This window comes from Azomonas macrocytogenes (genome assembly GCF_014191985.1).
Lineage (GTDB): Bacteria > Pseudomonadota > Gammaproteobacteria > Pseudomonadales > Pseudomonadaceae > Azomonas > Azomonas macrocytogenes.
In genome coordinates, this window is the sequence record NZ_JACHXI010000005.1 from 205484 (window position 1) to 231203 (window position 25720).

The 25720-nt window shown below is 60.6% G+C and carries 22 protein-coding genes; 15 read left to right on the forward strand and 7 right to left on the reverse strand.

Annotated elements, in window-relative coordinates:
* The first annotated feature begins 457 nt into the window (after window positions 1–457).
* Window positions 458–5392 (forward strand): alpha-2-macroglobulin family protein, encoded by a 4935-nt coding sequence (locus tag FHR87_RS07515; RefSeq protein WP_420826731.1) that lies wholly within the window; start codon window positions 458–460, stop codon window positions 5390–5392.
* 245 nt (window positions 5393–5637) lie between these two features.
* On the opposite strand, the gene FHR87_RS07520 is transcribed toward FHR87_RS07515, so the two are convergent.
* Both FHR87_RS07520 and FHR87_RS07525 read right to left on the reverse strand, forming a co-directional pair.
* Window positions 5638–5838, reverse strand: coding sequence for a hypothetical protein (locus FHR87_RS07520; RefSeq protein ID WP_183166096.1), 201 nt, complete (start codon window positions 5836–5838; stop codon window positions 5638–5640).
* The gene (locus FHR87_RS07525; protein ID WP_221189774.1) at window positions 5835–6380 is read right to left on the reverse strand and encodes an ATPase; all 546 of its coding nucleotides are present in this window, start codon (window positions 6378–6380) and stop codon (window positions 5835–5837) included. Before FHR87_RS07525 ends, FHR87_RS07520 begins: the two co-directional genes overlap by 4 nt.
* 197 nt (window positions 6381–6577) lie before the next feature.
* On the opposite strand from FHR87_RS07525, the gene FHR87_RS07530 reads away from it, so the two are divergent.
* The 3 genes from FHR87_RS07530 to pbpC all read left to right on the forward strand — a co-directional run bounded on the left by FHR87_RS07530 (window position 6578) and on the right by pbpC (window position 10214).
* Window positions 6578–7141 carry a DUF2796 domain-containing protein gene (locus FHR87_RS07530; RefSeq protein ID WP_183166097.1) on the forward strand — a complete coding sequence of 188 codons (564 nt, stop codon included), beginning with the start codon at window positions 6578–6580 and terminating at the stop codon, window positions 7139–7141.
* Between the two features lie 117 nt (window positions 7142–7258).
* On the forward strand, window positions 7259–7792 hold the full coding sequence (locus FHR87_RS07535) for a DUF3299 domain-containing protein (protein WP_183166098.1): 534 nt from the start codon (window positions 7259–7261) through the stop codon (window positions 7790–7792).
* A 169-nt stretch (window positions 7793–7961) separates the two neighbouring features.
* On the forward strand, window positions 7962–10214 hold the full coding sequence (gene pbpC, locus FHR87_RS07540; protein WP_246335863.1) for a peptidoglycan glycosyltransferase PbpC: 2253 nt from the start codon (window positions 7962–7964) through the stop codon (window positions 10212–10214).
* 54 nt (window positions 10215–10268) lie between these two features.
* On the opposite strand, the gene FHR87_RS07545 is transcribed toward pbpC, so the two are convergent.
* Entirely contained in the window at window positions 10269–10967 is a 699-nt protein-coding gene (locus FHR87_RS07545; protein WP_183166100.1) for a response regulator transcription factor, read from the reverse strand.
* A 123-nt stretch (window positions 10968–11090) separates the two neighbouring features.
* Here FHR87_RS07545 and FHR87_RS07550 point away from each other — a divergent pair, with 123 nt between their 5' ends.
* Both FHR87_RS07550 and FHR87_RS07555 read left to right on the forward strand, forming a co-directional pair.
* Window positions 11091–11780: a response regulator transcription factor gene (locus FHR87_RS07550; protein WP_183166101.1), complete on the forward strand. Its 690-nt coding sequence runs from the start codon at window positions 11091–11093 to the stop codon at window positions 11778–11780.
* Window positions 11758–13122: a sensor histidine kinase gene (locus tag FHR87_RS07555; RefSeq protein ID WP_183166102.1), complete on the forward strand. Its 1365-nt coding sequence runs from the start codon at window positions 11758–11760 to the stop codon at window positions 13120–13122. Before FHR87_RS07550 ends, FHR87_RS07555 begins: the two co-directional genes overlap by 23 nt.
* 108 nt (window positions 13123–13230) lie before the next feature.
* Here FHR87_RS07555 and FHR87_RS07560 read toward each other — a convergent pair whose 3' ends face one another.
* The 4 genes from FHR87_RS07560 to FHR87_RS07575 form a co-directional block, all read right to left on the reverse strand.
* Window positions 13231–14328, reverse strand: a complete 1098-nt coding sequence (locus FHR87_RS07560) for a hypothetical protein (protein WP_221189761.1) — start codon at window positions 14326–14328, stop codon at window positions 13231–13233.
* Between the two features lie 130 nt (window positions 14329–14458).
* Window positions 14459–14677: a hypothetical protein gene (locus FHR87_RS07565; protein WP_183166103.1), complete on the reverse strand. Its 219-nt coding sequence runs from the start codon at window positions 14675–14677 to the stop codon at window positions 14459–14461.
* The gene (locus FHR87_RS07570; protein WP_183166104.1) at window positions 14658–15980 is read right to left on the reverse strand and encodes an MFS transporter; all 1323 of its coding nucleotides are present in this window, start codon (window positions 15978–15980) and stop codon (window positions 14658–14660) included. Before FHR87_RS07570 ends, FHR87_RS07565 begins: the two co-directional genes overlap by 20 nt.
* A 45-nt stretch (window positions 15981–16025) precedes the next feature.
* A complete protein-coding gene (locus FHR87_RS07575) occupies window positions 16026–16799 on the reverse strand; it encodes an SDR family NAD(P)-dependent oxidoreductase (protein WP_183166105.1) in 774 nt (257 codons plus the stop codon).
* A gap of 486 nt (window positions 16800–17285) precedes the next feature.
* Between FHR87_RS07575 and zapE the strand changes: the two genes are divergently transcribed.
* The 9 genes from zapE to FHR87_RS19630 all read left to right on the forward strand — a co-directional run.
* Complete coding sequence (gene zapE / locus FHR87_RS07580) at window positions 17286–18440, forward strand: cell division protein ZapE (RefSeq protein ID WP_183166106.1); 1155 nt, start codon at window positions 17286–17288, stop codon at window positions 18438–18440.
* Window positions 18441–18674: 234 nt separating this feature from the next.
* A complete protein-coding gene (locus tag FHR87_RS07585; protein WP_246335829.1) occupies window positions 18675–19055 on the forward strand; it encodes a heavy-metal-associated domain-containing protein in 381 nt (126 codons plus the stop codon).
* On the forward strand, window positions 19042–19737 hold the full coding sequence (locus FHR87_RS07590; protein WP_183166107.1) for a ferritin-like domain-containing protein: 696 nt from the start codon (window positions 19042–19044) through the stop codon (window positions 19735–19737). The genes FHR87_RS07585 and FHR87_RS07590 overlap by 14 nt, the downstream gene beginning before the upstream one ends.
* A 1-nt stretch (window position 19738) precedes the next feature.
* Entirely contained in the window at window positions 19739–20026 is a 288-nt protein-coding gene (locus tag FHR87_RS07595; RefSeq protein ID WP_183166108.1) for a hypothetical protein, read from the forward strand.
* A 5-nt stretch (window positions 20027–20031) separates the two neighbouring features.
* Window positions 20032–20373, forward strand: coding sequence for a hypothetical protein (locus FHR87_RS07600; protein WP_183166109.1), 342 nt, complete (start codon window positions 20032–20034; stop codon window positions 20371–20373).
* Complete coding sequence (locus tag FHR87_RS07605; RefSeq protein ID WP_183166110.1) at window positions 20357–20890, forward strand: hypothetical protein; 534 nt, start codon at window positions 20357–20359, stop codon at window positions 20888–20890. Before FHR87_RS07600 ends, FHR87_RS07605 begins: the two co-directional genes overlap by 17 nt.
* Before the next feature lies 1 nt (window position 20891).
* Window positions 20892–23015, forward strand: coding sequence for a heavy metal translocating P-type ATPase (locus FHR87_RS07610; RefSeq protein WP_183166111.1), 2124 nt, complete (start codon window positions 20892–20894; stop codon window positions 23013–23015).
* 718 nt (window positions 23016–23733) lie between these two features.
* Window positions 23734–25110, forward strand: coding sequence for a porin (locus tag FHR87_RS07615; protein ID WP_221189762.1), 1377 nt, complete (start codon window positions 23734–23736; stop codon window positions 25108–25110).
* A 464-nt stretch (window positions 25111–25574) separates the two neighbouring features.
* The coding region (locus tag FHR87_RS19630; protein WP_183166112.1) for an NAD(P)-binding domain-containing protein at window positions 25575–25720 on the forward strand (146 nt) is incomplete at its 3' end.

Below are 25720 nucleotides of genomic sequence, written 5' to 3' on the forward strand. Positions count from 1 at the left end.
AACACTGCGTGTCATGATGGAAAAGGCCGGGTGATTGTTTGGGAATGTAGCCGCTCCAGGGATCGTATTGGTGATAGTAGGCGTTGTAATCCCTGACCAACTTGGGGTCGCAGCAGTGGATTCCGGTTATCTGCTGGCCGCCCGGTGTGGGACCTTCGAACAAGACCATGGCGCCATGCAGGCGCCCGGTCCCTTCTACCAAACGGTCCAACAGGTCGGGCCAGGTAGATTCGTTCAGCACGCATTCGTAAGTCAGGGCGACCAGATCGTCGTATAGCTTGTCCATTTTCGCCGGAATCCTTCGACATGAGCTGCCTGGTTTTTCATCTTGTGCAGCCAAATGAAAGTGCAATCAGGCATGGTCGTCTATTTTAAAGCGCACCTGCTTGCGACCCGTAGCCGCTGGGATTCCGGCTATGGGGGCTTTCGCTATAGTGCAGGCCTTTCTTGAACATTCATGAACGAAGAGGTCTCCATGCGGGATAAATGGATGTGGTTCGGCATGGCATTGACTATGGCGCTGCTCACCGGCTGCGAGCAGCCGCAGACTGATCCGGCCAGTTCCGCTGCGCCGGCAACGGTAGCAGCGCCTGTGGAACCAGCCAGGCCGCCGCTGGACCGCGCCGCACTGGCCAAACGCTACGCCGGGCGCGAACTGAACGTGGTGGATGTTTCCGAAATCCAGGTGGATGGCGCCAGTACGCTATCTGTGAGTGTTTCGGTGCCGCTCGATCCGGAGCAGGATTTCGCGGCGCGGTTGCATCTGGTCGATGCCCGGGACGGCAAGGTGGATGGCGCCTGGGAGTTGAGCGATAACCTGCTGGAGCTGCGCCTGCGCTACTTGCAGCCCAAGCGCAAGCTGGTGCTGACGGTGGATCCCGGGCTGCGCGCCCTGACCGGTAGTACGCTGCCCAGAGAACATATCGCGCAGTTGGAAACCCGCGACTTGCAACCCAGCGTCGGCTTCGCCAGTCGTGGCTCCCTGTTGCCGACCCGGCTGGCCGAAGGGCTGCCGGTGCTGGCGCTGAATGTCGGCAAGGTCGATGTGGATTTCTTCCGGATAAAAACTGCGTCGCTGCCGGCGTTCCTGACGCGCTGGCAGCGGCGCGGCATGCTGGGCAGCTGGGAATCGCAGGAAATCTTGCCGATGGCCGAACTGGTCTACAGCGGGCGCTTCGATCTGGCGGCCCGGCCCAATATCCAGGAAACCCTGCTCCTGCCATTGTCCGGCCTCGAACCGCTCAAGCAGCCGGGCGTCTACGTCGCGGTGATGCGCCAGGCCGGGACGTATGACTACCAGCAGCCGGCCACCCTGTTCACCCTGAGCGATATCGGCCTGTCCGCGCACCGCTCCCGTGAGCAAATCGATGTCTTTACCCAGGCGCTCGCCGGCGGCCAGGCCCAGGCCGGCGTCACCCTGACACTACTGGATGCCGAAGGGCATTCGCTGGCCGAAGGCCAGAGCGATAACCGTGGTCATGCCCGGTTGCCGAACTCGCCGAAGGCTTCGCTGTTGCTGGCTCGCCAGGGTGGACAGACCAGCCTGCTGCGTCTGGATGGCGCGGCGCTGGATCTGGCCGAATTCGACATCGGTGGGGCCATCGCCCAGCCCTTGCAATTCTTCATCTTCGGCCCGCGCGATCTCTATCGCCCCGGCGAAACCGTGCTGCTCAATGCGCTGTTGCGTGACGCCGATGGCCGGGCGCTCAAGGCGCAGCCCGTCAGCGTGGAAGTCCGGCGACCGGACAACCAGACCAGCCGCAGCTTCGTCTGGCAGCCGGATGCCGACGGCCTTTACCAGTATCGCCTGCCGCTCGGCAGCGAAGCGCCCACCGGCCGCTGGCAATTGCTGATGAACCTGGGGGGCGGCAAGCCACCGCTGTACGAGTTTTCCGTCGAGGACTTCCTGCCGGAGCGTCTGGCCCTGGAACTCAAAGGCAGCGCCGAGCCACTGGTGCCGGCGGACCCGCTGAGCGTCGCAGTCAATGGCCGCTACCTGTACGGTGCGCCGGCCAGCGGCAATCTGGTCAGCGGCCAGCTGTACGTCCGGCCACTGCGCGAGGCGGTGGCGGCCCTGCCGGGTTATCAGTTCGGCTCGGTCACCGAAGCCGACCTCAAGCAAAGCATTACTCTCGACGACTTGACGCTGGATGAGCGCGGCCATGGACAGATCGAGCTGGAGTCGCGCTGGCGCGACGCTCGCTCGCCGCTGCAGCTCACCGTGCAGGCGAGCCTGCAGGAGTCCGGTGGCCGGCCGGTGACCCGGCGCCTCGAACAGCCGGTCTGGCCCGCCCAGCGCCTGCCCGGCATCCGCGCCCTGTTCGACGGTGAGCAAATCGATGCCGACAGCCAGGCGGAATTTGAACTGCTGATCGCCGATGCCCAGGGCCACAGGCTGGCCGCAGACGCGGTGAAAGTGCGTCTGATCCGCGAACGCCGCGACTATTACTGGCAGTTCTCCGAAGGTGATGGCTGGAGCAGCCAATACAACGAAAAATTCCTGACCCTGGCCGAAGAGACGCTGAATCTGGCCCAGGACGGCAGTGCCAAACTCGGGTTTCCGGTGGAATGGGGCCCCTATCGCGTCGAAGTGGAAGACCCGCAGACCGGGCTGGTCAGCAGCCTGCGCTTCTGGGCCGGCTATCGCTGGCAGGACAATACCGAAGGCGGTGCGGTGCGCCCGGATCAGGTCAAGCTGGCGCTGGACAAACCCGCCTATGCCGAAGGCGAAACGGCGCGCATCACGGTAACACCGCCCGCGGCCGGCAACGGCTATCTGCTGCTGGAGTCCGCTGCCGGGCCGCTCTGGTGGCAACCTATCGAAGTCCCGGTCCAAGGCAAGACTTTCGAACTGCCCATCGACAAGACCTGGGCGCGGCACGATCTCTACGTGAGCGCGCTGGTGGTGCGACCGGGCGAGCGCCAGGCCCAGATCACGCCCAAGCGCGCGGTGGGTCTGCTGCATCTGCCGCTGGCCCGGGAGCAGCGCAAGCTGGCCCTGACGCTCGCTGCACCGACGCAGATGCGCCCCAGCCAGCCGCTCAAGGTGCGCGTCAAGGCGAGAAACGCCGACGGCAGTCTGCCGCAACAGGTGCATGTACTGGTCTCGGCGGTGGATACCGGCATCCTGAACATCACTGATTACCGCACGCCCGATCCGTTCCAGGGCTTCTTCGGTCGCAAGGCCTATGCTGCCGATCAGTTCGACGTCTATGGCCAACTGATCGAAGCGGGCCAGGGACGGCTGGCGAGCCTGACTTTCGGCGGTGACGATGCCGAGCTGAGCAAGGGCGGCAAGCCGCCGCTCACCAAGGTCACCCTCGTCGCACAGCAAAGCCAGCCGCTGAGCCTGGACGCCAACGGGGAAGGCGAGGTTGCGCTGCAGATCCCGGACTTCAATGGCGAATTGCGCCTGATGGCCCAAGCCTGGACCGACGAGCGCTACGGTTCTGCCGAAGCGAAAACTGTCGTGGCCGCACCGCTGGTCGCCGAACTGGCGGCCCCGCGCTTTCTGGCCGGCGGCGACGAGACGACCCTGGCGCTGGACCTCACCAACCTGACCGAACAGTTGCAGACCCTGACCGCGCAGCTTGCGGTGACGGGGCAATTGGCCCTGCCGAACGGCAGCGGACAATCGGTCACCCTCAAGGCCGGCGAGCGCCAGACTCTGCGCATTCCGGTGCGGGCGCTGGGCGGCTACGGCCAGGGCCAGATAAACCTGCGGGTCAGCGGCGTCCAACTGCCGGGCGAAACCCTGCCGGATCTCGAACGGCAATGGACGTTGGGCGTGCGCCCGGCCTGGCCGGCGCGACGCGAGCATGTGCGTGCCGTGTTGCCGCCTGGGGCAGACTGGACGCTGGCACCGTCCGTGCTGGCCACGTTCGATCCGGCCAGCCGCGAGGCTTTCGTCAACCTCTCCAGTCGCCCGCCGCTCAATCTGGCCGAGCATATCCAGGCGCTCGAAGCCTATCCCTATGGCTGCCTGGAACAGATCACCAGTGGCCTGTATCCAGCGCTGTATGCGGATGCGGCGACCCTCGCCCGACTCGGTCTGAAAGGGGAAAGCGACAGCGTGCGGCAGCAGAAGATCGAAACCGGCATCGAACGGCTGCTGGGCATGCAGCGTTACAACGGTGGTTTCGGCTTGTGGAGTGCGGACAGCCCGGAAGAATTCTGGCTGACCGCCTACGTGACCGACTTTCTCCTGCGGGCCCGTGAACGGGGTTTTTCCGTGCCGGAGACGGCCCTGAAGAAGGCCAGCGAGAGGCTGCTGCGCTATATGCAGGAACCCAACCTGATCGAGACCGGCTACTCGCAGAACGACAAGCATGACCGGTTCGCCGTGCAAGCCTATGCCGGCTACGTCCTGGCGCGCAGCCAACAGGCGCCGCTGGGCGCGCTGCGCACCCTGTTCGAGCGCCGGGCCGATGCCGCTTCCGGGCTGCCGTTGGTGCACCTGGCCATCGCCCTGCAGCGCATGGGCGACGCGCCGCGCGCCCGGGAAGCGCTCCAGGCTGGGCTGCAGCAGACCCGGACAACCAACCAGTGGCTGCACGACTACGGCAGCCCGCTGCGTGACCAGGCGCTGATCTACGCGCTGCTGCAGGAGCACGATCTTGACGCCGGAGCGCGTGAAACTCGCTTGTTCGGCCTGGCCGATCTGCTGGCGGCCCGGCGCTGGCTCTCGACCCAGGAGCGCAACGCCCTGTTCCTCGCCGGTCGCCGCCTGCTCGATATGGCAGAACCGGCCTGGCAGGCCGAACTAGTGCAGGGAGCGCAGACCCGGCCGCTCGCCGGCGAGCGCAGCCTGAACCTGACCCTGGACAGCGCCGCGCTTGGCTCGTCGCTCACCATTCGCAACCTGGACGTAACGCCGTTGTACCAGCAGGTCACCGTGGCGGGTTATCCGGATCGCCCGCTGCCGGTCAGCAGCGACAATCTGAAAATCCACCGCGAATTCCTCGGTACGAACGGTACGCCGCTGGCGTTGGACGAGGTTCGCAGCGGCCAGTTGATCGTCGTGCACCTGGCGGTCACCGCCAAGGAGCGGATTCCCGATGCGCTGGTGGTGGATCTGTTGCCGGCAGGGCTGGAGCTGGAGAACCAGAACCTGGCACAAAGCTCGGCCAGCCTGAAAGATGCCAGCCCCGGTTTCGCTGGCTGGCTGCGCGAGATGCAGGACGGACGCATCAAGCACCAGGAATTTCGCGACGACCGCTACGTGGCGGCGGTGGACCTGAACGGCTATGGCACAACCCATCTGCTCTATCTGGCGCGGGCGGTGACGCCGGGCCACTACGTCGTCCCGCAGCCCCAGGTCGAGTCCATGTACCGGCCGGATCTCCAGGCGGTCGGCGAACCTGGCGGAGCACTGACGGTGAAGGAGCGCTGAACGCGGTCGAGGGGCATTTTTTCAAATTCGGCAACGTCATCCGGGTTGGCGGCATACTAGACCGCTAAGGGCGCACGACGGTCTTCTGCAGGACGCGCAGGATAATCACCCCCAGTTCCTTTTGGACGGCGGCTGCGTAGTTGTCCGACAGGTAGCGCAAAAAACAGGAAGGACAGCATGTAATCGCGCCACGCAGTTAGTCGGCAATGCCCTAGAGGGTATTGCCCAGTTGTTTCTGATCCTGTTCAGTCATGCGTCTTTTCTTCCAAGGCATTCTCGCGCAGCTCTTGCGCTGACACATGCACCAGCTTCCCATCCCGAACGATGACGATACCTGTCTCTGTCTGGATGGCCGTTTTGCGGGCCAATTCTGCAGCCCGCTGGATGGCCGCCAGCGAGGCGCGCAAGTCTGGGTTCTCGGCTTTGGAAATATCCTGTGCTTTCATGCGTTTTCTCCCCAGTCCAGCAGCACCGGCGATACACCGGCGTTGTCGTATTTGGCCCAGGTATCCACCCGAGCCTTGTAGCGTTGGTCAACATTGCGCAGACCTGCCGCAAAGCGGCGGCGGATCACGGGTTCAGGAATGTCATGTCCACCTTGCCGGACGCGCTCGGCCACCCGGGCAATGGCTGTTTCTGCATTGGGTAGCGCCAGGAAATACAGGCCGACACGGTAGCCCAACCCGCGCCAGTGTGCGATATGCCGTAGATAGCCCAAGCCGGACAAGGTGGTTTCAAATGCGAAGCTGTCGCCGCGCCGCACACAGGCTGCAATTTCCTCCAGCATCAAGCGCCCCGCCTTGATGGCGGCTGCCTCCGGCGCAAAAGGCGACAGACCGAATGAATAATTGCCGTGACTGAAGATATTGATCAGCCGCGCATGCAGAACGCTATCCGGGTCATCGTCATCCTGTTTGATGCAGGCAGAGACGTTCTTGAAACCATGGAAACGGGTTAATTCTATAGTCTTTGCTCGTTTTAAGAGCACCTCCGAGAATACCGGACGCCTCCGAAATGGGGCGTCGTCCTGTAGCCGTGCCAAGGGTTTTGAATGTGAGCTCGTGGCCGAAAGCTACTGGAGGTGGCAAGCCCGCCCCTAAGTACTGGCCCTGAAACTGGTGGACCATAGAGCCGACAATGCCTATGTTATAGTGTAACGAAATGGCTGGATTTTTCGGTTCTCTCATGTGCTATCGACTACTTGCCCTTCTGCTGTTACTGCAACTATCCATCACCCAGGCCCATGCGAGCCATGAGCACGCCAGCCTCGGTGCGCATGAACATGGCGCCGCGACGTTGAACGTGGTTCTGGAAGACCGGACTCTGGAGGTGGAGCTGGAAACTCCAGCGATGAACCTTGTCGGCTTCGAACATGCGGCCACTAGCGCTGCCGACAAAGCCAGGGTCGTGCAGGTGAAGGAGCGCCTGCGAGATCCCGTGGCGCTGTTCGGTGTGCCGGTTGCCGCCGGATGTAGAGCGACTGCCACAAAGCTTGACGGAGCGTTGCTTGAAGAAGAAGGCCCGGTCCATGAGGACGAACATGAGGACGCAGCTGAAGAGCATGGGCACAGCGATATCCAGGCACGTTACAAGCTGGTCTGCCAACATCCCGAAAGCCTCACAGCGCTCGATCTGACGCGCTTTTTCGAGCTGTTTCCGGATACGCACAAAGTCTCTGTGCAATCGATAGGGCCGAGTGGACAGCATGGCTTCGAGGCCACACCGGGCAATCCACAGCTAGCGCTTTGAGTGCCGCCCTGCGTGGTTTGAGTGGGCGCGGTGGCGACCAAAAACCTGGCGCTGGTTGGCAGCGGATGGTTTTGCCGCCATTCTCGCCAGCCTCGATAGCGCCATAGGTCGATGAGCATGTTCCGTCAACTGAATACCAGGCTCTGGCCGATCCTGTCGCTGCTGCTGGCGATGCCGGTCTGGTCGGCTGAGATTCGCGATCTACGCTGGGCGGAAATGATTCCACCGCATGCGCGCCTGTTGCCGCCCCCGGTTCCCTTGCACGATCTTTCCCAACTGGCCAATGTACTGGCTGCCGAATCCGGCCCTGCTGCGGTACAGCAGGCACCGGCCGCTCCCGTCGTGGAGTCGCTCGACGGGGCGTGGGTAAAGCTGCCTGGCTATATCGTGCCGCTGGAGTTTTCCGCCGAAAACCGGGCGGTCGACTTTCTGTTGGTTCCCTATCTCGGTGCCTGTATCCATGTACCGCCGCCGCCCTCGAATCAGATCGTTCATGTGAGAACCGAACTGGGCGTGTTGGTGAACGATCTCGATCAACCGTTCTGGGTTGAAGGTATTTTGCAGGTCAAGCACAGCAGTAGCGAGCTGGCCGAGGCTGGCTATGCCATGGAGGCGGACAAGATTTATCTCTATGGTTCAGCTGAACGCTGAAGACGAAGGAATTCTTTGAGTTCGGAGCGCTACCGCATTTCCATCGAATAGGGGATCAGGTGAAATAGTGAAGCGAATTTCCGCTTTTCATCACCAAGGATCGCCTGCAGTGAGAGTCACCCCTCGGGTCCGATGGCGCTGGCTGCTGTTTCCATTATTGGCGGCCGCGATGCTCTGGTGCGCCGACCGCCTCTGGCCGTTGCCGCTGCCGGACGATGGGCTGGCCCGCGTGGTGCTGGCCGAGGATGGCACGCCGCTGTACCGCTTTGCCGATAGCGAAGGCGTATGGCGCTATCCGGCAACGCCGGAAGTGGTATCGCCGTATTACCAGCAGGCGCTGCTGGCCTATGAGGATCGCTGGTTCTATCGCCATCCCGGGATCAATCCGCTGGCCCTGTTGCGTGCCGCCTGGCTCAACGTGCGCAGTGGGCGGATCGTTTCCGGCGGTAGCACACTGTCCATGCAGGTGGCGCGGCTGCTCGATCCGCATGCGCGTACGCTGGGCGGCAAGCTGCGCCAGCTGTGGCGCACGCTGCAACTGGAGTGGCATCTTTCCAAGCGCGAGATTCTTACGCTTTATCTCAACCGGGCGCCGTTCGGCGGCACCCTGGAAGGCGTGGCGGCGGCCAGTTGGGCCTACCTGGGCAAGCCGCCAGCGCAGTTGACCCGCGCCGAGGCAGCGTTGCTGGCGGTGTTGCCCCAGGCACCCAGCCGGCTACGCCCGGATCGCTATCCCGAACGCGCCCAGGCAGCCCGGGACAAGGTGCTGCAGCGGCTGGCCGAGGAGCACATCTGGTCGGCCGCCAGCGTGCGCGAGGCGCGGGAGGAGCCGGTCCTGCTACCTCCACGCCAGGCGCCGGATCTGGCTCCGCTGCTGGCGCGCCGGCTCAATCAGGCAAGCCGTGCGCCAGTGATCCGTACCACTCTCGATGCCGCCTTGCAGCGGCGGCTGGAGGATCTGCTGAACGGCTGGCATGCGCGCCTGCCGGAACGCACATCGGCGGCGATCCTGGTGGTGGAGGCGCAGAACATGGCCGTGCGCGCCTATCTCGGCTCGGCGGATATCGCCAATCCTGTGCGTTACGGTCATGTGGACATGATCACGGCGGTGCGCTCGCCGGGATCAACCCTCAAGCCCTTCCTGTATGCGGCGGCGCTGGATGCCGGACTGATTCATTCCGAATCGCTGTTGCAGGATGTGCCCCGGCGTTTCGGCGACTACCGGCCCGGTAATTTTGCCGAAGGCTTCAGCGGCCCGGTTTCTGCCAGCGAAGCCTTGAGCCGTTCGCTCAACCTGCCTGCCGTGCAGCTACTGGAAGCGTACGGACCGAAGCGTTTTTCCGGTGAATTGCGGGCGGCGGGCCTTGCGCTGGTCTATCCACGCGCCGCCGAGCCGAACCTGGCGCTGATCCTGGGCGGCGTCGGGGCGCGGCTGGAGGATCTGGTCGCTGGCTACAGCGCCTTCGCCCGTGCCGGGCGCATTGCCCGACCGCGCTTGCAACCGGAAGCGCCGCTGCTGGAGCGCCGTTTCATGTCGCCGGGGGCCGCCTGGATCGTCCGCCAGATCCTGGCCGGGCAGGCCGATCCGGCGCAGGCGAACGTTCTGCTGCGCCCCGCACTGGCCTTCAAGACCGGCACCAGCTACGGTTTTCGCGATGCCTGGGCGATTGGCGTGGGGCCGCGCTACCTGATCGGCGTCTGGATCGGTCGCCCGGACGGTACGCCGGTGGCCGGGCAATTCGGTCTGGCCTCGGCAGCGCCGCTGCTGCATCAGGTGCATGACATTCTGCTCAATCGCGATGGGCAACGGGGGGTTGCCCAACCGCTGCCGCCGCGCCCGGCTGCGGTCGGTTCCGCGGCGATCTGCTGGCCGGGCGGGCAGCCGTTGCCGCGTGGCGACGACAATTGCCGCCAACGCCGTCAGGCCTGGACTCTGGACGGTACGGCACCGCCGACCCTGCTGGCGGTAGATCAGCTGCTGGGGCAGGGCTTGACCGAGACGTTATGGGTGGATGCTGCCGGACTGCAGGTAAACGCCGGCTGCCCCACGGCTCGGGCGCACACCTTCATCCGTTGGCCCGTGCCGTTGGAACCCTGGTTGCCCCGCCGCGAGCGGGCCGAGGCGCGCTTGCCGGCGGTCTCGCCGCAGTGTCCGCCGGTGGCGCGAAGCACTGGCGGGCGACTGCTGCTCAGCGGGGTCCGTGACGGTGACCGGCTGCGCCGCCTGGCCGGGCAGACGCCGTTGCGCTTGAAGCTGCTGGCCCTCGGCGGCACGGGCAAGCGCTGGTGGTTCATGAACGGCCAGCCGCTGGCCGAAGGCGAGATGATCGAGCAGGTTTTCCAGCAGGCCGGGCACTATCAACTGAGCGTACTCGACGAAGCCGGGCAGACCACGCAGGTGAGCTTCGAGGTGATCGAGTGAGTCAGGCAGCGCGGGTTTCCGGCAGAGGAGAAGCGCACCGCCCTCGCCATTCTTTCAAGGCTCGGCCGTATGTGGCTGCCGCTCCAGCAGGCGATAACCCATGCCGGCCACGGTCTGGATCAGGGAATAGGCAAAGCCGGCATCGAGTTTTTTCCGTAAGCGATGGATGTGTTTGTCGATCACGTTATCCAGGGGATCGAAGACATAATCCCAGGCACTTTCCAGCAGCATGCTGCGGCTGACGACCTCATTGCTGTGGCGCATGAGCTTTTCGAGGATCAGGGACTCGCGGTGCTGCAGGGCGATGGTCCTGCCCTGGCGGACGACGGTGCGGGCGGCGCAATCGAGTTGCAGTTCTCCAACGCGCAGGATGCGTGCCGGACCGGGCAGTTGATGGCGGGTACGCAGCAGGGCATCGAGCCGGGCAAGCAGTTCGACAAAGGCGTAGGGCTTGCCCAGGTAATCGTCGCAACCGGCTTCGAGCCCCTCGACCCGCTGCAGGGTCGAGGCCAGGGCGCTGAGCATCAGGATCGGCGTTTGCAAGCCGGCCTGGCGCGCCTGGCGCACGAGGGCCACGCCATCCAGCCCGGGCAGGAGACGATCGACGATCAGCACATCGTAGATACCTTCCAGGGCCTGTTCCAGCCCGGTACGGCCCTCTGCTGCGCTATCCACGACATGGCCGGCTTCGCTGAGCCCGCGCTGCAGATAATTCGCCGTCCGGGCATCATCCTCGATTACCAGAATCCGCATACTGGACCCTGCGGCGAAGCTGAATTTTTTTTCATGGTTCTGCGATCTTCCGTCTATCCAGGTTTTGACACACTAGGCGCCACCACAACCATTGCGTGATCTTGAGGGAGCCCGTCAGATCTTATGACCCATGTATTGATCGTCGAGGACGACCTTATCACCGCCAGAGAAATCGAGGCAGCGCTGAAGGACCATGGCTTCGAGGTGACCTGTATCGATAATGGCCGCGATGCCTTGCTGCGGGCAATCAGCGAAACCTTCGATGCCATTGTGCTCGACCGTATGCTGCCCGGCAGCCTGGATGGCCTGGGGGTGCTCACGGCCTTGCGCGCGGCGGGGATTGCCACGCCGGTGCTGATTCTCAGCGCCCTTGGCGAGCTGGATGAGCGCGTTCGCGGCTTGCGGGCCGGCGGTGATGATTATCTGACCAAACCGTTCGAATTCATCGAGCTTACCGCCCGCCTCGATGCGCTGTTGCGGCGTTTTGTGGGGCAAGGCCAGGAGCATGACAACCAACTGCGGGTCGGCAACCTGAGTATCGACCTGCTGCGCCGCAAAGTGCGCCGTGGCGAGCGCCCGATCGACCTGCTGCCGCGTGAATACGCGTTGCTCGAATACCTGGCCCGGCACGCCAATCAGGTCGTGACCCGCACCATGCTGTTCGAGGCGGTCTGGCAATACAGTTACGGCGAGCGCACCAATGTCATCGAAGTGCACATGAGCCGCCTGCGCCGCAAGATCGACGGGGAAGGCGAAGAACAGATGATCCACACCATTCGCGGAGCCGGCTATGCCCTTCGTTCGCCTGCGTGAAATCCCGCGCACGATCAGCTTCCGTACCGCGTTGATGTCGCTGGCGCTGTTCGGTTTTTCCTTCCTGGCGTTGTTCGGCTATGTCTACTGGCAGACCGCCGGCTATCTGGCGCACCAGACTGACAAGAGGCTCGAGCGGCAGATCGAGTCGCGCAGCCAGCAACCGCCGAAAATGCGCCTGCATGAGCTGCAGGAGCATATCGAGCAGGACCGCAAGAGCCACAGTCCCCACACGCTGTTCGATGCCCAGGGCCGGCCGATCATGGGGGCGGTCCAGAAACTGCCGTCATTCAACGGCTATGACGAGCCCCATGAATTCGTCTGGCACAAACCCAATGGCCACCGGCGACCGATCCGCTTCATGGTCCATCCCTTGGAGGATGGCATGCTGCTACTGGTCGGCGAGGATATCCATAGCATCCAGGAATTCGACGAACTGCTGGTCAATGCCCTGCTTTCCGGTGGCGCGGTGCTGCTGGTCGTCGGCCTGTTGGGCGCGGTGTTGCTCGGTTATTTGGCCGGCCGCCGGCTCGATGCGCTCAGCCGGTCAATCGAGCGCATCATCAAGGGCGATCTGAGCAATCGCCTGCCGACCCGGGGCAACGACGACGATATCGATCGCATTGCCACCATCGTCAACGGCATGCTGGATGAGCTTGAACGACTGATGAGTGAAGTCAAAGGCGTTTGTGACGACATCGCCCATGATTTACGCACCCCCCTGACGCGCTTGCTGGCCGGGCTGGAACGGACTCAGCGGCATGCCTTGAGCCAGGAGCAATACGCCCGCGCCATCGAAGCCGCCATTGCCGAGGCGCAGGGTTTATTGCAGACCTTCCGGGCCTTGCTGCGCATCACGGAAATCGAAGACAGCGCCCGCCGCCGCAATTTCACCCAGGTGGATCTCGACCGGATCGGCGCCGATGCCTCGGAGTTCTTCGAACCGCTGGCCGAGGCGCGCGGCATCGCCCTGGAATTCTCGCCTGCGCCGGTTCCCAGCCGCCTGGCGGGCGATGCGCAATTGCTCTTCGACGCCACCTGCAACCTGCTCGACAATGCCATCAAGTTTTCACCCGACAATGGTTGGATACAGGTCAAGATCATCGCCGAACAGGGTCGCATCGGGCTGCGGATCACCGACAATGGCCCCGGCATCCCGGAGGCGGAGCGCGAAGCCGTGTTCCGGCGTCTCTACCGCTGCGAATCCAGTCGCCATACCGCCGGTAACGGGCTTGGCCTGAGCATGGTGGCGGCCGTCGCCCGCCTGCATGACATGATCCTGGAAGTGCATGATGCCCAGCCGGGTTGCCGGATCGACCTGATCCAGGCCAGTCAGGGCTAGCCGTGTAAACCCCGCATGTTGTTCAGGGGTAGGGCGAGTCGCGTCAGAACGGGTCACGCCAGACCGGGTCGCGCCAGACCGGGTGCAACCCGCCGGTGGGATGCCGGATCAGGGCATCGCGGGCAGCGGGGTGGCGTTCCCGGATTGAAAGGCGTTACGAATCGCTCGTCCGCACTGCGCGCTGAGCCAGTAGGCGCTGTTTGTCGGGTAGCGTGTGGACAGCACAGGGCTCAGCGAGTTGGAGGTGTGGGCCACGAGGCCATAATGCGTCTTGTCGGCCACAATCCACGGGTAAAAACCCAGCAGACCGGGGCTGCTGAAGCTGCCGTCGTCCTCGACCCAGTGGTTCAAGCTGTAGTGCCAGGGCGCGGGTATCGGGCTCTGCTTCGCATTCGGACAACTGCCGGGCAGTGTGCAGATCAGCCGGGTGCCGAGAAAATCCTTCATGACCAACTGGCCGGACACGATACGGCGCAGGAACAGGCCGAAATCGGCCGGGCTGGAGAGGAGCCCACCGGCGAGCTGTGGCGATTTATAGTAGAAGTTAAGATCGCCGCCAAGGCGAGTGCGGATTTCCTGCGTCAGGCCGTTGGCGTCCAGCTCACCGAGGCCGAGCTCCACGGCGAGTTTTTGCGAATGGCCGCTGCCGTACCAGAAAAGACCCCGATCCTCGCTGTGGTAACGGTCGTTTCGCCCATGCAGGGCGTGTGCTGTCAGGCAGCCTGCGACAGTCGGGGTCTGGCGGCAAGCGATCGGATTGAAAGAAGTATAGCCGGATTTCATCTGCAATTCGTCGAGCATGTCCGGCGACAGCTCGCCGTCTCTGCCGATGCGCTCTAGCACATAGGCACCGAATACGAGTTTCGACGCCGAGGCGACTCTCATCACTTCGGTAGCGCTGTAGCCCGTACCGACAGTGCCACTGGCCACGACGCCGTTGCTGTCGCCAATCTCCCAGTAGAAATTGCCGACCGCGACGCAAGCCGGAGCGTGCGCTGCGGCAGTCTGGGCGGCGGAAATGCTCGCGGTGGTGTCGGCGCGCGCGGCTACAGGCAGGACGGCGATCAGCGCGAGCATGAGGCGCTGGCCCTGGCGGCGGAAAGAAACGAAGGTGCGGCTAGACGGCGTCGATGCTGGCATACGGAACGCTCCGGCGAAGGGAATCGGTTCGTCCGCGCGATGGCGAAGGTCTCGCAGCCAGCGCATCGAAGACCTGTTTTGCGTGTGCGACGATAGTTTTACAAGGCAAATGCAAGCCTTTGTTAATATCTTGAATCAATTATGGCCGATGGATCGCCAGGCATGGCAATAAAGCAGCATCGAGCCACTCTTGTGACTAGTGAAAGCGGCGGTCCGCCAGGGCCTGCCGATGTGGCCGCGCCTGGCCCTGTTTATGGCCCCAGGGCGCGACCCTGGGCGCCATCGGTGTCTCGGTCTCGGGGAGCTCATCCACTGCGCCGACTGCCAGGTTTTCACGCAGTCCGTCGAGCAGGGTTTCCCGAGTGTTCTGGATACCGGCTGAAACGCCTGCCGCTTTATGAACGCACCTTGACAATGGCCATCAGCACGGCCGACGACAGGACACAGACCGTCATGAATATATAGGCCGCCCCCGGATTGCCTGTCAGGCCGATGAGATAACCGACTATCCACGATCCCAGAAACGCACCGAGCGCCCCACAGGCGTTAATCAGCCCCATGGCTCCACCGAATACATTCGCCGGCAAAATTTCTGGAATCAGCGCGAAGAAAGGACCGTAGGGAGCATACATTGCCGCACCGGCGACGCTCAGCAGAATGAACGACATCCATAAGTGGTCGGCACCGAGCAGATAGGAAAGCAAAAAGGCCAGCGCGCCGATACCCAATAGTGGCCAGACGAAGATCTTGCGCCGTTGCGAGCGGTCCGAAGCCCACGACACCGCCAGCATCGTTATGACGGCAACCATGTACGGAACGGCGCTCAACCAACCCACCGTCACGATATCGATGGCCGCCGCCTGCTTGATGATCGACGGCAGCCACATGATAAAGCCGTACATGCCCACGCTCCAAAGTGCATGTACCAGACAGAGTCGGATGACCACGGGAGTCATGAAGGCTTGGCGGTAATTACGGATCACCGGCATGCTTTTCTGTTCATTCTCCAGAATGCTCGTCAGTCGTGCCTTCTCCTGATCGGTCAGCCAGTCGACCTGGGTTGGCCGGTCGCGTACCTGGCGCCACCAGACAAAGGCCCAGAGAATCGCCGGCGCGCCCTCGATCACGAACATTTCGCGCCAGCCCCAGGCATCGATCAGGTACCCGGAAACCACCGACATCCACAATACGGTGATCGGATTGCCCAGTACCAGAAAAGTATTGGCGCGAGAACGCTCCTGCCGAGTGAACCAGTTACTGATGAGAATAAGCATCGCCGGCATGACCGACGCTTCGACGATTCCCAACGAAACCCGGATCACCATCAGCATGGGGATACTGGTGACCAGCCCCGTGGCCACGGCGCACAGGCCCCATAGAATCAGGCTCCAGAATACCAACGTACGCACGCTGTATTTCTGTGCATAAATGGCGCCCGGTACCTGAAAGAAAAAGTAGCCGAAAAAGAACAGCGAACCGATCAGTGAGGACATGCCATGCGTGATCCCCAGATCGTGTTCGATACCGGCGGCACTGGCGAAGCCATAGTTGGCCCGGTCCAGGTAGGCGAGGCTGTAAGTAATGAAAATCAGCGGAATCAGGTATAACCAACGCTTCGGCGCCAGGGCTTCCGAACGGAGAGTTCGGACATCGATGGCAAGGGGCGGATTTCTGTCGATATCGATACCACCGAGCATTGCTTCTTTGAAGTCGGCCATGTGAGTTTCCTTGTTTTTATAAATATGCCGTTCGTAGCAAAGTGCTCAAACCACGCTGGTCAGACCGCCATCGACATAGAGCATCTGGCCGTTGACGAAATCGGAGGCGGACGAGGCGAGGAAAATGGCGGCGCCGCACAACTCCTCAACCTGGCCCCAGCGGCCGGCCGGCGTGCGCTTGCATAACCAATCGGAGAATTCCCGATCCTCCACCAGGGCGCGGTTGAGCTCCGTCTGGAAATACCCCGGAGCAAGACCATTGGTTTGAATGCTGTAACGAGCCCAATCCGCGCACATGCCCCGCGTCAGCATGCGCACTGCACCTTTGCTGGCCGCATAAGGCGTGATCGAGGGGCGTGCCAGTTCGCTTTGCACCGAACCGATGTTGATGATCTTGCCGCGTTTGCGGTCGATCATATGACGGGCGACCGCCTGAGATACGTAGAAGACCGCATCGAGATTGGTCTGCATGAGTTCACGCCATTTTTCAGGGGCGAACTCTTCCAATGGAGCACGATGCTGAATGCCGGCATTGTTGACCAATATATCAATGGGACCGAGGCGTTTTTCCACATCGTCGATCGCGGTTTTGGATTGCCCGTAATCGGTCACGTCGAAAACTACCGCTTCCGCCATGAGGCCTTCATCGCGAAGTTTTGCGCAGGCGGCATGCGTGCGCTCCTTATCGCGTCCATTGATAAGTACTTTTGCTCCGGCCTGCCCCAAACCACGAGCCAGTTCGAAGCCGATACCGCGACAGGAACCCGTCAGAAGAGCCCGCCGACCATCGAGACAAAACGGATTGATGCGAGTCGACATAAAAACTCCTTATATTGTTATTGGAAGTTTCGTATTGCTCGCAGCCATTTCAGCGCAACTTTTCAGAAGTCGTCCAATTGTCATGCCTGATTTAATGATCAGAAACCCTGATCACAAAAGTAATGGGCGAAGGACGAATGCGACTATGGCTATCGATCCGCGGGATCGATACTTCGAAAGCGAACGTTTGTCCGGCCTGCACGCCTGCCGGAACGCACGTCGGCGTCGATGCTGGCATACGGAACGCTCCGGCGAAGGGAACCGGTCCGTCCGCGCGACGGCGAAGGTCTCGCAGCCAGCGCATCGAAGACCTGTTTTGCATGTGCGACGATAGTTTTACAAGGCAAATGCAAGCCTTTGTTAATATCTTGAATCAATTATGGCCGATGGATCGCCAGGCATGGCAATAAAGCAGCATCGAGCCACTCTTGTGACTAGTGAAAGCGGCGGCCATGCACACCTGCACGGAATCGGACCTGTCTTTAGATGACCACTTTGCCTCCTTTGCTGGCCTATGAACGGTCGGTCGAATCCAGCGGCTATTACCAGGATGAATCGCAACGGCAGGCCGCCGAACGGCTCCAGAGCTGTTACGAGCAACTGCAGCAAGCCACCTCGGCAACCCAGCCAGTCACCGGCGTGTATTTGTGGGGGCCGGTCGGGCGAGGCAAGACCTGGTTGATGGATCTGTTCTACCAAAGCCTGCAGCTTCCGGCCCGCCGACAGCATTTTCACCACTTCATGCAGTGGGTTCATCAGCGGCTGTTTGAATTGACCGGAACGGCAGATCCCCTGGCGGCACTCGCCAAAGAGTTGCACCAGGATATTCGCGTCCTGTGTTTCGATGAGCTGTTCGTCAATGACATTGGCGATGCCATCATCCTGGGGCGCTTGTTCGAGGTGATGTTCGAGCAGGGCGTCGTCGTGGTTGCCACATCCAACCAGCCGCCCGAACAACTCTATAGCGACGGATTCAATCGTGAGCGCTTTCTTCCGGCCATCGCGGCCCTGAACCGGCATATGCAGGTGGTGAAGGTCGATGGTGGGGAAGATCATCGATTGCATCCGGGCCTGCCGCAGCAGCGTTATTGGGTCCGGCAGGCCGGCCAGGCCGCCAGTAGCCTGAGTGGCGTATTTGATCAACTCAATGCAGGCAAGCCTTTCTCGACCGAGCCGATCTGGATTGGCTCGCGCTCGATTCACGTCGTCCAGCACAGTGATACTGTCGTCTGGTGTCGTTATGCCGAGCTATGCGAAAAACCTCTCGCGGCCCTGGATTTCATTGGCTTGTGTGATCGGTTTACCGCCATTCTGCTGAGCGAGGTTCCGCAACTGGGCGCCGAGCCGAACGGCAAGCCGCTGGCCAGGGGGACGGAAGATGGGGTGGAACGAGTCGTCGCCGGTGATCGGCAACAACTGCAGCTCTCCCGGAGCGATGACGGTACTCGGCGGTTCATTGCTCTGGTGGATGAATGCTACGACCGCAAGATTCCACTCTATATCGAAGCAGAAGTGCCGCTTGAAGCGCTGTATACGCAAGGCTATTTGTCGTTTCCGTTTCGCCGGACCTTGAGCCGCCTGAAAGAAATGCAACTGGAGCGTTTTGCCAGAGGGCTTGCGCCTGTTGCCAGCATCGGTTGAATGCTGGCTCACCTCTCGGTGGCGGGTTACCTCGGCAAGGCCCGATCACCAATCAAGGCAGCGGCTTTGTCGTCATCGAATCCTTCTTCCTTCAATGGCAAGAGTTCTCCTCTGAATGAGTGTCAGAGGTCAGTAGATTGCTACCTGCCTTTTTGTAGGCTTCAGCTAACGTAAACGGGGTCAGGCAGACAATTTCAGGCTGCCGTTCAACGGGCTGTAATGAAAGGAGAAGCAATGAGCATGCTTGACGCTACGCTTGCAGAGCTCTGGCAGACCGGACAATGGCAGATGGGCTTGGCCGCCCTGCGCATCGCGCATCATGTGCCAGGGCGTATTCGTCTCAAATTAAGGACTTCAGCCGGCCTGGACGGATTGCCCCAGGCTTCCCTGATGTCCTGGGTGAGCCTGCTGACGCGCGTGCTGGAGCATACGGCGGGTGTGCGCTCGGTTCACCTTAATCTCCTGGCGCGCTCCTGTGTTCTGGAGTACGACCCCGCCGTCATTCCCCAGCAAGCCTGGACTGAGCTGTTGGCTGGCGTTGATTCGGCAGCCGCCGGGGTTCTGCAAGCTCATTTGCTCAACAGCTATAGGGAGGTTGTCCATGCAAAACTATGATGAGCAGATTTTGCGCAGCCGACGGCTCGATCCTCAGGCGCCTTACCCGCTTTTGCATCAGGCGGTGCGTATTGCGTTGTTTGATGAATATGCAGCGCGCAGTTTTTACCGGCGGGTCATCGAGGCTTTTGGCTCGCGGCCGCCTTTCACCGAGATTCTGAACTCCGAGGAGCGCCATATTGCGGCGCTGTCAGGGTTGTGCGAGCAACTGGGGGTGGCCAGGCCTCTGGACCCTTTTCCGGCGGAAACCAGCACTGAGCCAACCTGGCTGGCCAATTGTAGCCGCGCGGTCGCGGGCGAGGTCGCCAAGGTGCGTCTTTACAACGCGTTGTTGCCGGTGGTCATCGAGCCGGAGGCGCGGTCTGTGTTTCTGAATCTACAGGCAAGCGCCTATGAACGGCATCTCCCCGCCTTTCGGGAAGCAGTGCTCAGTGCGCTGGATCAGGAGCGCTACCATGCCGCCATGGGGGTTTCGCCCCAGCAAGCCTATGTCAAGCATGGCCCTTTTTCCGACTTCATCGAGCGGGCCCTGGTTCAGGTCGCCGGGCGTGGTGGCATGTTCGGTCTGTTGAGTCCGCTGTTGCGTAATAGCCATCCGGCGTTATTGACGGGGCTGGCGGTTGGCGGGACAGGTGTGTATCTGCTCAAGAAAAAATCCGGTCGAGGCCGGAGGGAGAACTGAAATGCTGCCACTGATTCCCTTTGCTGTGGGTGTTGTAACTGGCGCCGTGGTCTTGCGTCTTTTTAAAACCCGGACGTCTAAAGAAGCGCTGGAAAAAGTGCAAAGCCATTTGCAGGGGACCACAAGGTCCAGCCCGGAAACGGTTTCCAGTGCTTCAGAGCGCATGCGAGCCCGTCTGATCGCGGAAGAACAACCTGAAGCGCAGCAAACCAGGGACTTGACTCCCGCTGCGACGCAACGGCCGGTCGTGGAGCCACCCAGTGATCCTTCTATTTCGGTCAAGGAGTGATTCAGATGTATCCCATCGTCGTTACGCGCCCCACCGGGGTGGCCCAAATTATTAACCCGGATGGCAGTTTTACCCGAGGGTTCGTGGCTACGGCCTGTCTTTCGGCTTGTCAAGATAACGGCCTTGCGCAATCGCCAGAGCAGATCAAACGTATTCTGAAACACGCTCTGCAAGGTGGGACGGCCCTGGCGGCTGGCTCGCACGCGGCTGTGGCTGTGCAGCGCAAAGATTATCTGGGGGCATTGCTGGCCACCACGGCAGGCGCCGCTGGAGTACTGCTTGTCGAACGTTTGTTGCGCGAGCACGCGCAGACTGCTCAGGAGGTAACGGATGGCCAAGAAGCGTAAGAAAAACCGGCAACCCCAGATGGCTTATGTGAATGCCCCGAACCCGGGTGCTTACAACGGCGGCGGGTATCCACCCTATGGCTATGGTGCGAGTACGAATGGTGCCGGGACCATGGGGGCCGCTACCGATCCGCTCGGTGTGGGCGCTGCCGGCTATTCCGCCTACGGCGCTCAAAGCGGGTTGGCAGCGGGTCAGAGCGTACCTGATCCACGTTTGGCTGGCGTGAATGCAGCCGGACAGCCAGCTACGGCATTTCTGGGGGCGGCAGGCTTCGACGCGGGATTGTTGCAAGGGCTGCCCACTATGCTGCGCTCACGGCATACGGAGCAATTTCTGTTGGGGTTGTTGATGGGGGGCGCCGCCGCCTGGGTACTCAGTGACGAGGAGTTGCGCAATAAGGTGCTGAAGACGGGTCTGAAGCTCTACTCGAGCGTGATGGGGGGGCTGGAGGAGATCAAGGAGCAGGTGGCCGATGTCCGTGCGGAACTGGATGCGGAGCAGCACGGAGGCTCCTGAAATGACGATCTGGTTCTCCCGGCTCGATAAGCAGCACGCCACCCGGCAGCGGGTTCGCTTTGGATACCGCTGCGAAAGCCCTCGCGGTGCCCAGGTCATCCAGCAGGCCATCGGCGCGATCAAAGGCGTGCGTACGGTCAGGGTCAATACGGCCATTCACATGCTGGTCATCGAGTTCGAGAGCGACCAGACCAGTGTCGAACACCTGGGGGCGGCCATTCTGGCGTTGAGTCCTCCCGTGCGTAGCCAGCAGAAGACGCACACCGAGCCGGAAGAGGCTTTACTGGGCAGATTGGCCATCAGCACTGCCACGCTGTTGGCGACCCGCAGCCTGCAACCGTCATTGAAGGCTCCGTTGTCCCTGGTGACGGCTGTTCCACTGCTTGGCGAGGCGCTGGATAACTTTATCGAAAAAGGCATCACCTCCCATGTACTGGAAGCATTGGCCGTAGCCATTTCCATTGGGCGCAAGGATTTTCTGGCCGCCAATACCACCTTGTTTCTATTGGCGCTGGGCGAATACCTGGAGCACTCCATCGAGCGCCGCTCGGACAATCTGCTCAAGCAACTGTTACGCCCCGACAGCGGCGATATTTGGGTAGAGCGCAATGGTCTGGAGGTACTGATCGATGCCCGGGAACTTCAGGTAGGGGACACCGTGATTGCCGCCACGGGCAAAGTCGTTCCCGTGGATGGTACGGTGCTGGGCGGCGAAGCATTGATCAACGAAGCCACCATGACCGGTGAAAGTGTACCCGTGGCACGGCGTCGCGGTGACCGGGTACTGGCCGGAACCCTGGTCGAGGAAGGGCGGATACGCATTTATGCCGAGCAGGTGGGCCAAAATGCGGCGGCCGCCCGAATTGCCGATTTTGTCGAGCAATCGCTGGATGCCAAGAGTACGACCCAGTTGCAGGCCGCCCAACTGGCCGATCGCCTGGTACCCATGGTGCTGGGGTTGGCAGGAGGAACCTGGCTATTGTCTCGCGACTGGGAGCGGGTCAGTGCCGTCTTGCAGGCTGATTACTCCTGTGCTCTGAAACTGGCGACACCGGTAGCGTTCAAATCCGCTTTGTACCGGAGCGGGCAGGCCGGCATTCTGGTGAAAAGCGCTACGGCGCTGGAGCGTCTGGCCGAGGCGGATACCTTCGTCTTCGATAAAACCGGCACCCTGACCAGTGGCGTTTTGCAGGTAACAGACTCCATTGCTTTTTCGGCCACTTACGGCTCAGAAGACTTGATTAACCTGGCCGCCTCGGTGGAGGAGCATTATTTCCATCCACTGGCCATGGCGGTGGTCGAGGCGGCCCGCAAACTGGAACACCATCGGCACTTCAACCACAAGGAAGTTGAATTCATTGTGGCCCATGGGGTGGCCAGCGTCATCGATGGCCAGCGTATTCTGGTGGGCTCGCGACATTTCCTGGAAGATGACGAAGGCATCTCCATCCAGGCCCACGCCGAGGTTATCGACCGCCTGCATGAGGAGGGCAAGACCCTGCTCTACATCGGTTTTGGTGGCGAACTGATCGGCGTACTGGCCCTGAAAGACACGCCGCGTCCCAACAGTGGGGCAACAGTGGCCCGCTTGCGTACGCTGGGTGTCAAACGCATCCTGATGCTGACTGGCGACCACCCCGAGCGCGCCAGATCCCTGGCTGAAGAGCTGGGGCTGGACGACTTCCGTGCCGGTTTATTGCCCCATGAAAAAGCCGCCGTGCTACAGGAACTGGCCGCCCAGGGAGCGCGAATCGCCTTTGTGGGAGATGGGGTAAACGATGCACCAGCCCTGTCTGGCGCTCAGGTTGGCATTTCCATGCACAACGGAGCGGATATTGCGCGACTGGCTTCAGACGTCACCCTGTTGGAGGACGACCTGGCGCTGGTGGCAGAGGTCCGGGCGCTGGCGCTGTCAACGCGCCGTCTGATTCACTCCAACTTCAACCTGACCCTGGGCCTGAATACCAGCATCCTGTCGGCGGCGGCACTGGGTTTGTTGAAACCTGTTTCTGCCTCGATGCTGCATAACGGTGCGACCATTGCCATTCTTTTGCGGGCTTTGGCGGGAGCCGGATTACCACGCTACTCCGCAGCCGCCACCCAGGCTAAACCAGTGCTCCCCTGAATAAGGGAGCATCATGAGCACGGCATGCGGTTCGATCGATTTCCCGCTGGCTCAGGCTTGGTTTTTCAAAGAGACGAAAGGTCTACAGACGCTACCCAGTATGTCGGTGGCGGGTTTCACTCGCCCTCCAAGATTGACGCTCTGGCAAGAAGCGTCACGTGGCCGAGTGCTTGAATATTCCCGGCGGATCGCCATGCATTGCCAGAAGAAGGCCAACCATATTCAAGGGAATATTGATCTTTGCCGCCATTCTGTCCTGTTATGGCTACCTTAATACATTGACAGGCTTTGATTGGAATCGAAACTTCCTACTTATAAAAAGTAATAATTAATATATTGAGCAGTTTGTCTTTGGTTTTCCAGATATTACGAACAGGTAGTGGGTACAGGAAAAACTTTGTTTTAATTTTATCCATAAAAAGCAATTAATTATTTTTAAACAATTTTTATACCGTTGATTTTTATAGTTTTTTATATCCTGTTTAATTATTTTTATGTTTGTTTTTATTTGTTTTTGATGATCTTGCTATCGGCCTTGTCATATATTTTAAATATTTGTTTAACATATCTTTAATATGCCAAAAACATATTCGCTTCGCTCAATCTGAAGCGAATCCCGAGGCAATTAAAGATGATGCCAATAAGTTCAAAGGCTGCTGTCTTTGCAGTTTTAGGTATGATTTCCGCCACTGGCATGGCAAAAACAACAGGGCCAGCCATGGAATTATATGTCGATCGAAAAACCAAACAGATTTTCGCCGAGCCCGGCCCTAATAGGGTCAAATTGGGGCTTTTCCAGCAGGTCGACCCACTCCAGACCGCAAGCCTTTCCGATGAACCCAGCGATGCAAAAGCCTTGGCAGATGAATTGGCCCGGATGCAGCAAAACCTGGCTTTGAAGCAACGGGAGCTGGATGCAAGGTTGGACCAGATAGCCAAAGTCTCGGCACCCAAACAATCGTCTTCCAGCAAGAAAACCTGGCTGGACACCATGAGCATACGTGGCTACGTGCAGGTCCGAAACAACATGACCCTGGGCGGCGACCGTCATATCAGGCACCAGGCGGACCGCTCAGTCGGCGAAAATACCAACTTCATCATCCGCCGGGCCCGGCTGGTTTTTTCCGGCGATGTGAGCGACCGTCTTTCCTATTACTTCCAGCCGGATTTCGCCAGCAGCAGCGGCGACACCGGCAACATAGCGCAGCTGCGCGACGCCTATGGCGACATTCATCTGACAACTGACCGGGTACACCGGCTGCGCGTGGGACAATCGAAGATTCCATTCGGTTTTGAAAATCTTCAATCGAGTCAGAACCGGGTAGCGCTTGATCGAGCCGATGCCATAAACAGCTGTTGCAAGGATGAGCGTGACCAGGGCGTGTTTTATTACTATACCCCGCAAGACAAACAGGAAATGTTCAAGTATCTGACTTCGAACAACCTGAAAGGATCGGGCAACTACGGACTGTTTGCCCTGGGTGTGTATAACGGAACTGGTGCGAACCGTTCGGAAAACAACAGCAGCCTGCACGTCGTTTCTCGTTTCACCTACCCCATGAAACTGGATAACGGGCAAATCATCGAGGCAGGTATTTCCGCGCATACAGGAACCTTCAAACCCAATCGGAGCGCTATTGGCGGCATAACGCCAACCGCGCGCTCCAAAACGGATGGATTCAGCGACAAACGCGTCGGACTGCACGCAGTGCTCTATCCGCAACCCTTCGGGTTACAGGCGGAATGGAACTGGGGACGTGGTCCACAGTTGAATGACGAGAGAACGGAAATCAAGGAAAGCTCCCTGGATGGCGGCTATGTCCAGGCCATGTACAAGATCGACAATTTGGGCGGACGCTTCGGTACGTTGATCCCCTTTGTCAAATGGCAGTACTTCGACGGCGGGCAGAAGTTTGAAACCAACGCACCGCGCAACAAAGTCAACGATTGGGAATTGGGCTTCGAATGGCAGCCGGTTCCCGAAATCGAATTTACCGCTTATTACTCGGCGCTGGATCGAACCAACGTCCAGTCCAGCCCCTATGAAAAATACAACAGTGATCTTCTGCGGATGCAGCTTCAGTACAATTTCTGACAGAAGAATTTTCAGCCCGCGTCATGCGGGCTTTCTGCTCGAGATAATGAATAAGGCGGGTTTCACTTGCCATACAAGACCGGAAGCGAATCGCCTAAGGGTTTTGAGGGAAAGCCGCAGGCCGTGTTCGGCGAAGACCACCGGACAAGCGAGAATCCCGCCCGTTCAATGGGCCCGATGTCAAAGCGACAGCGAACGCTCCGCCGACGACACCGAGGAGGCTGTGGTCCCCCACCGAGGAAGTTTCCAAGAGATTTGCGGCAGCTTTCGGGGGCGTTTTCGATTTCAGATTTTGCAACCCTCCGCAAAAGGCTGAGCCCAGTCATTTGCAACAAGCCCCCGCAGCCGCGATGGTGAACACGAGTCCATTACGTATGATGGGTCTTCTGGAATCGAACTCTTGAGGACGGTCGACGAACGCTGCTGGCGTAGAGGACGCCGTCAAACCTAAGGTTGAGTGCCCCATGGAACAAACTGAACTGACGAACAAGCGTGTAGGCGTAGCCGGGCTGGGCGTGATGGGAAGCGCAATCGCGCGGCGCCTGCTGGAATGCGGGCACATGGTATCGGTCACGTCGCGCCGTCGCGCCGCCGCAGACTCGTTGCTGGA

What these genes read in the sequence shown, in the direction of transcription:
- FHR87_RS07550 (WP_183166101.1), top strand. Translation starts at nt 11,091, where the DNA reads ATGACCCATGTATTGATCGTCGAGGACGACCTTATCACCGCCAGAGAA.
- FHR87_RS07610 (WP_183166111.1), top strand. Translation starts at nt 20,892, where the DNA reads ATGACGATCTGGTTCTCCCGGCTCGATAAGCAGCACGCCACCCGGCAG.
- FHR87_RS07570 (WP_183166104.1), bottom strand. Translation starts at nt 15,980, where the DNA reads ATGGCCGACTTCAAAGAAGCAATGCTCGGTGGTATCGATATCGACAGA.
- FHR87_RS07530 (WP_183166097.1), top strand. Translation starts at nt 6,578, where the DNA reads ATGTGCTATCGACTACTTGCCCTTCTGCTGTTACTGCAACTATCCATC.
- FHR87_RS07605 (WP_183166110.1), top strand. Translation starts at nt 20,357, where the DNA reads ATGGCCAAGAAGCGTAAGAAAAACCGGCAACCCCAGATGGCTTATGTG.
- FHR87_RS07595 (WP_183166108.1), top strand. Translation starts at nt 19,739, where the DNA reads ATGCTGCCACTGATTCCCTTTGCTGTGGGTGTTGTAACTGGCGCCGTG.
- zapE (WP_183166106.1), top strand. Translation starts at nt 17,286, where the DNA reads ATGACCACTTTGCCTCCTTTGCTGGCCTATGAACGGTCGGTCGAATCC.
- FHR87_RS07560 (WP_221189761.1), bottom strand. Translation starts at nt 14,328, where the DNA reads ATGCGCTGGCTGCGAGACCTTCGCCATCGCGCGGACGAACCGATTCCC.
- pbpC (WP_246335863.1), top strand. Translation starts at nt 7,962, where the DNA reads ATGCTCTGGTGCGCCGACCGCCTCTGGCCGTTGCCGCTGCCGGACGAT.
- FHR87_RS07520 (WP_183166096.1), bottom strand. Translation starts at nt 5,838, where the DNA reads ATGAAAGCACAGGATATTTCCAAAGCCGAGAACCCAGACTTGCGCGCC.
- FHR87_RS07590 (WP_183166107.1), top strand. Translation starts at nt 19,042, where the DNA reads ATGCAAAACTATGATGAGCAGATTTTGCGCAGCCGACGGCTCGATCCT.
- FHR87_RS07515 (WP_420826731.1), top strand. Translation starts at nt 458, where the DNA reads ATGAACGAAGAGGTCTCCATGCGGGATAAATGGATGTGGTTCGGCATG.
- FHR87_RS07575 (WP_183166105.1), bottom strand. Translation starts at nt 16,799, where the DNA reads ATGTCGACTCGCATCAATCCGTTTTGTCTCGATGGTCGGCGGGCTCTT.
- FHR87_RS07615 (WP_221189762.1), top strand. Translation starts at nt 23,734, where the DNA reads ATGGAATTATATGTCGATCGAAAAACCAAACAGATTTTCGCCGAGCCC.
- FHR87_RS07555 (WP_183166102.1), top strand. Translation starts at nt 11,758, where the DNA reads ATGCCCTTCGTTCGCCTGCGTGAAATCCCGCGCACGATCAGCTTCCGT.
- FHR87_RS07600 (WP_183166109.1), top strand. Translation starts at nt 20,032, where the DNA reads ATGTATCCCATCGTCGTTACGCGCCCCACCGGGGTGGCCCAAATTATT.
- FHR87_RS07545 (WP_183166100.1), bottom strand. Translation starts at nt 10,967, where the DNA reads ATGCGGATTCTGGTAATCGAGGATGATGCCCGGACGGCGAATTATCTG.
- FHR87_RS07585 (WP_246335829.1), top strand. Translation starts at nt 18,675, where the DNA reads ATGAGCATGCTTGACGCTACGCTTGCAGAGCTCTGGCAGACCGGACAA.
- FHR87_RS07535 (WP_183166098.1), top strand. Translation starts at nt 7,259, where the DNA reads ATGTTCCGTCAACTGAATACCAGGCTCTGGCCGATCCTGTCGCTGCTG.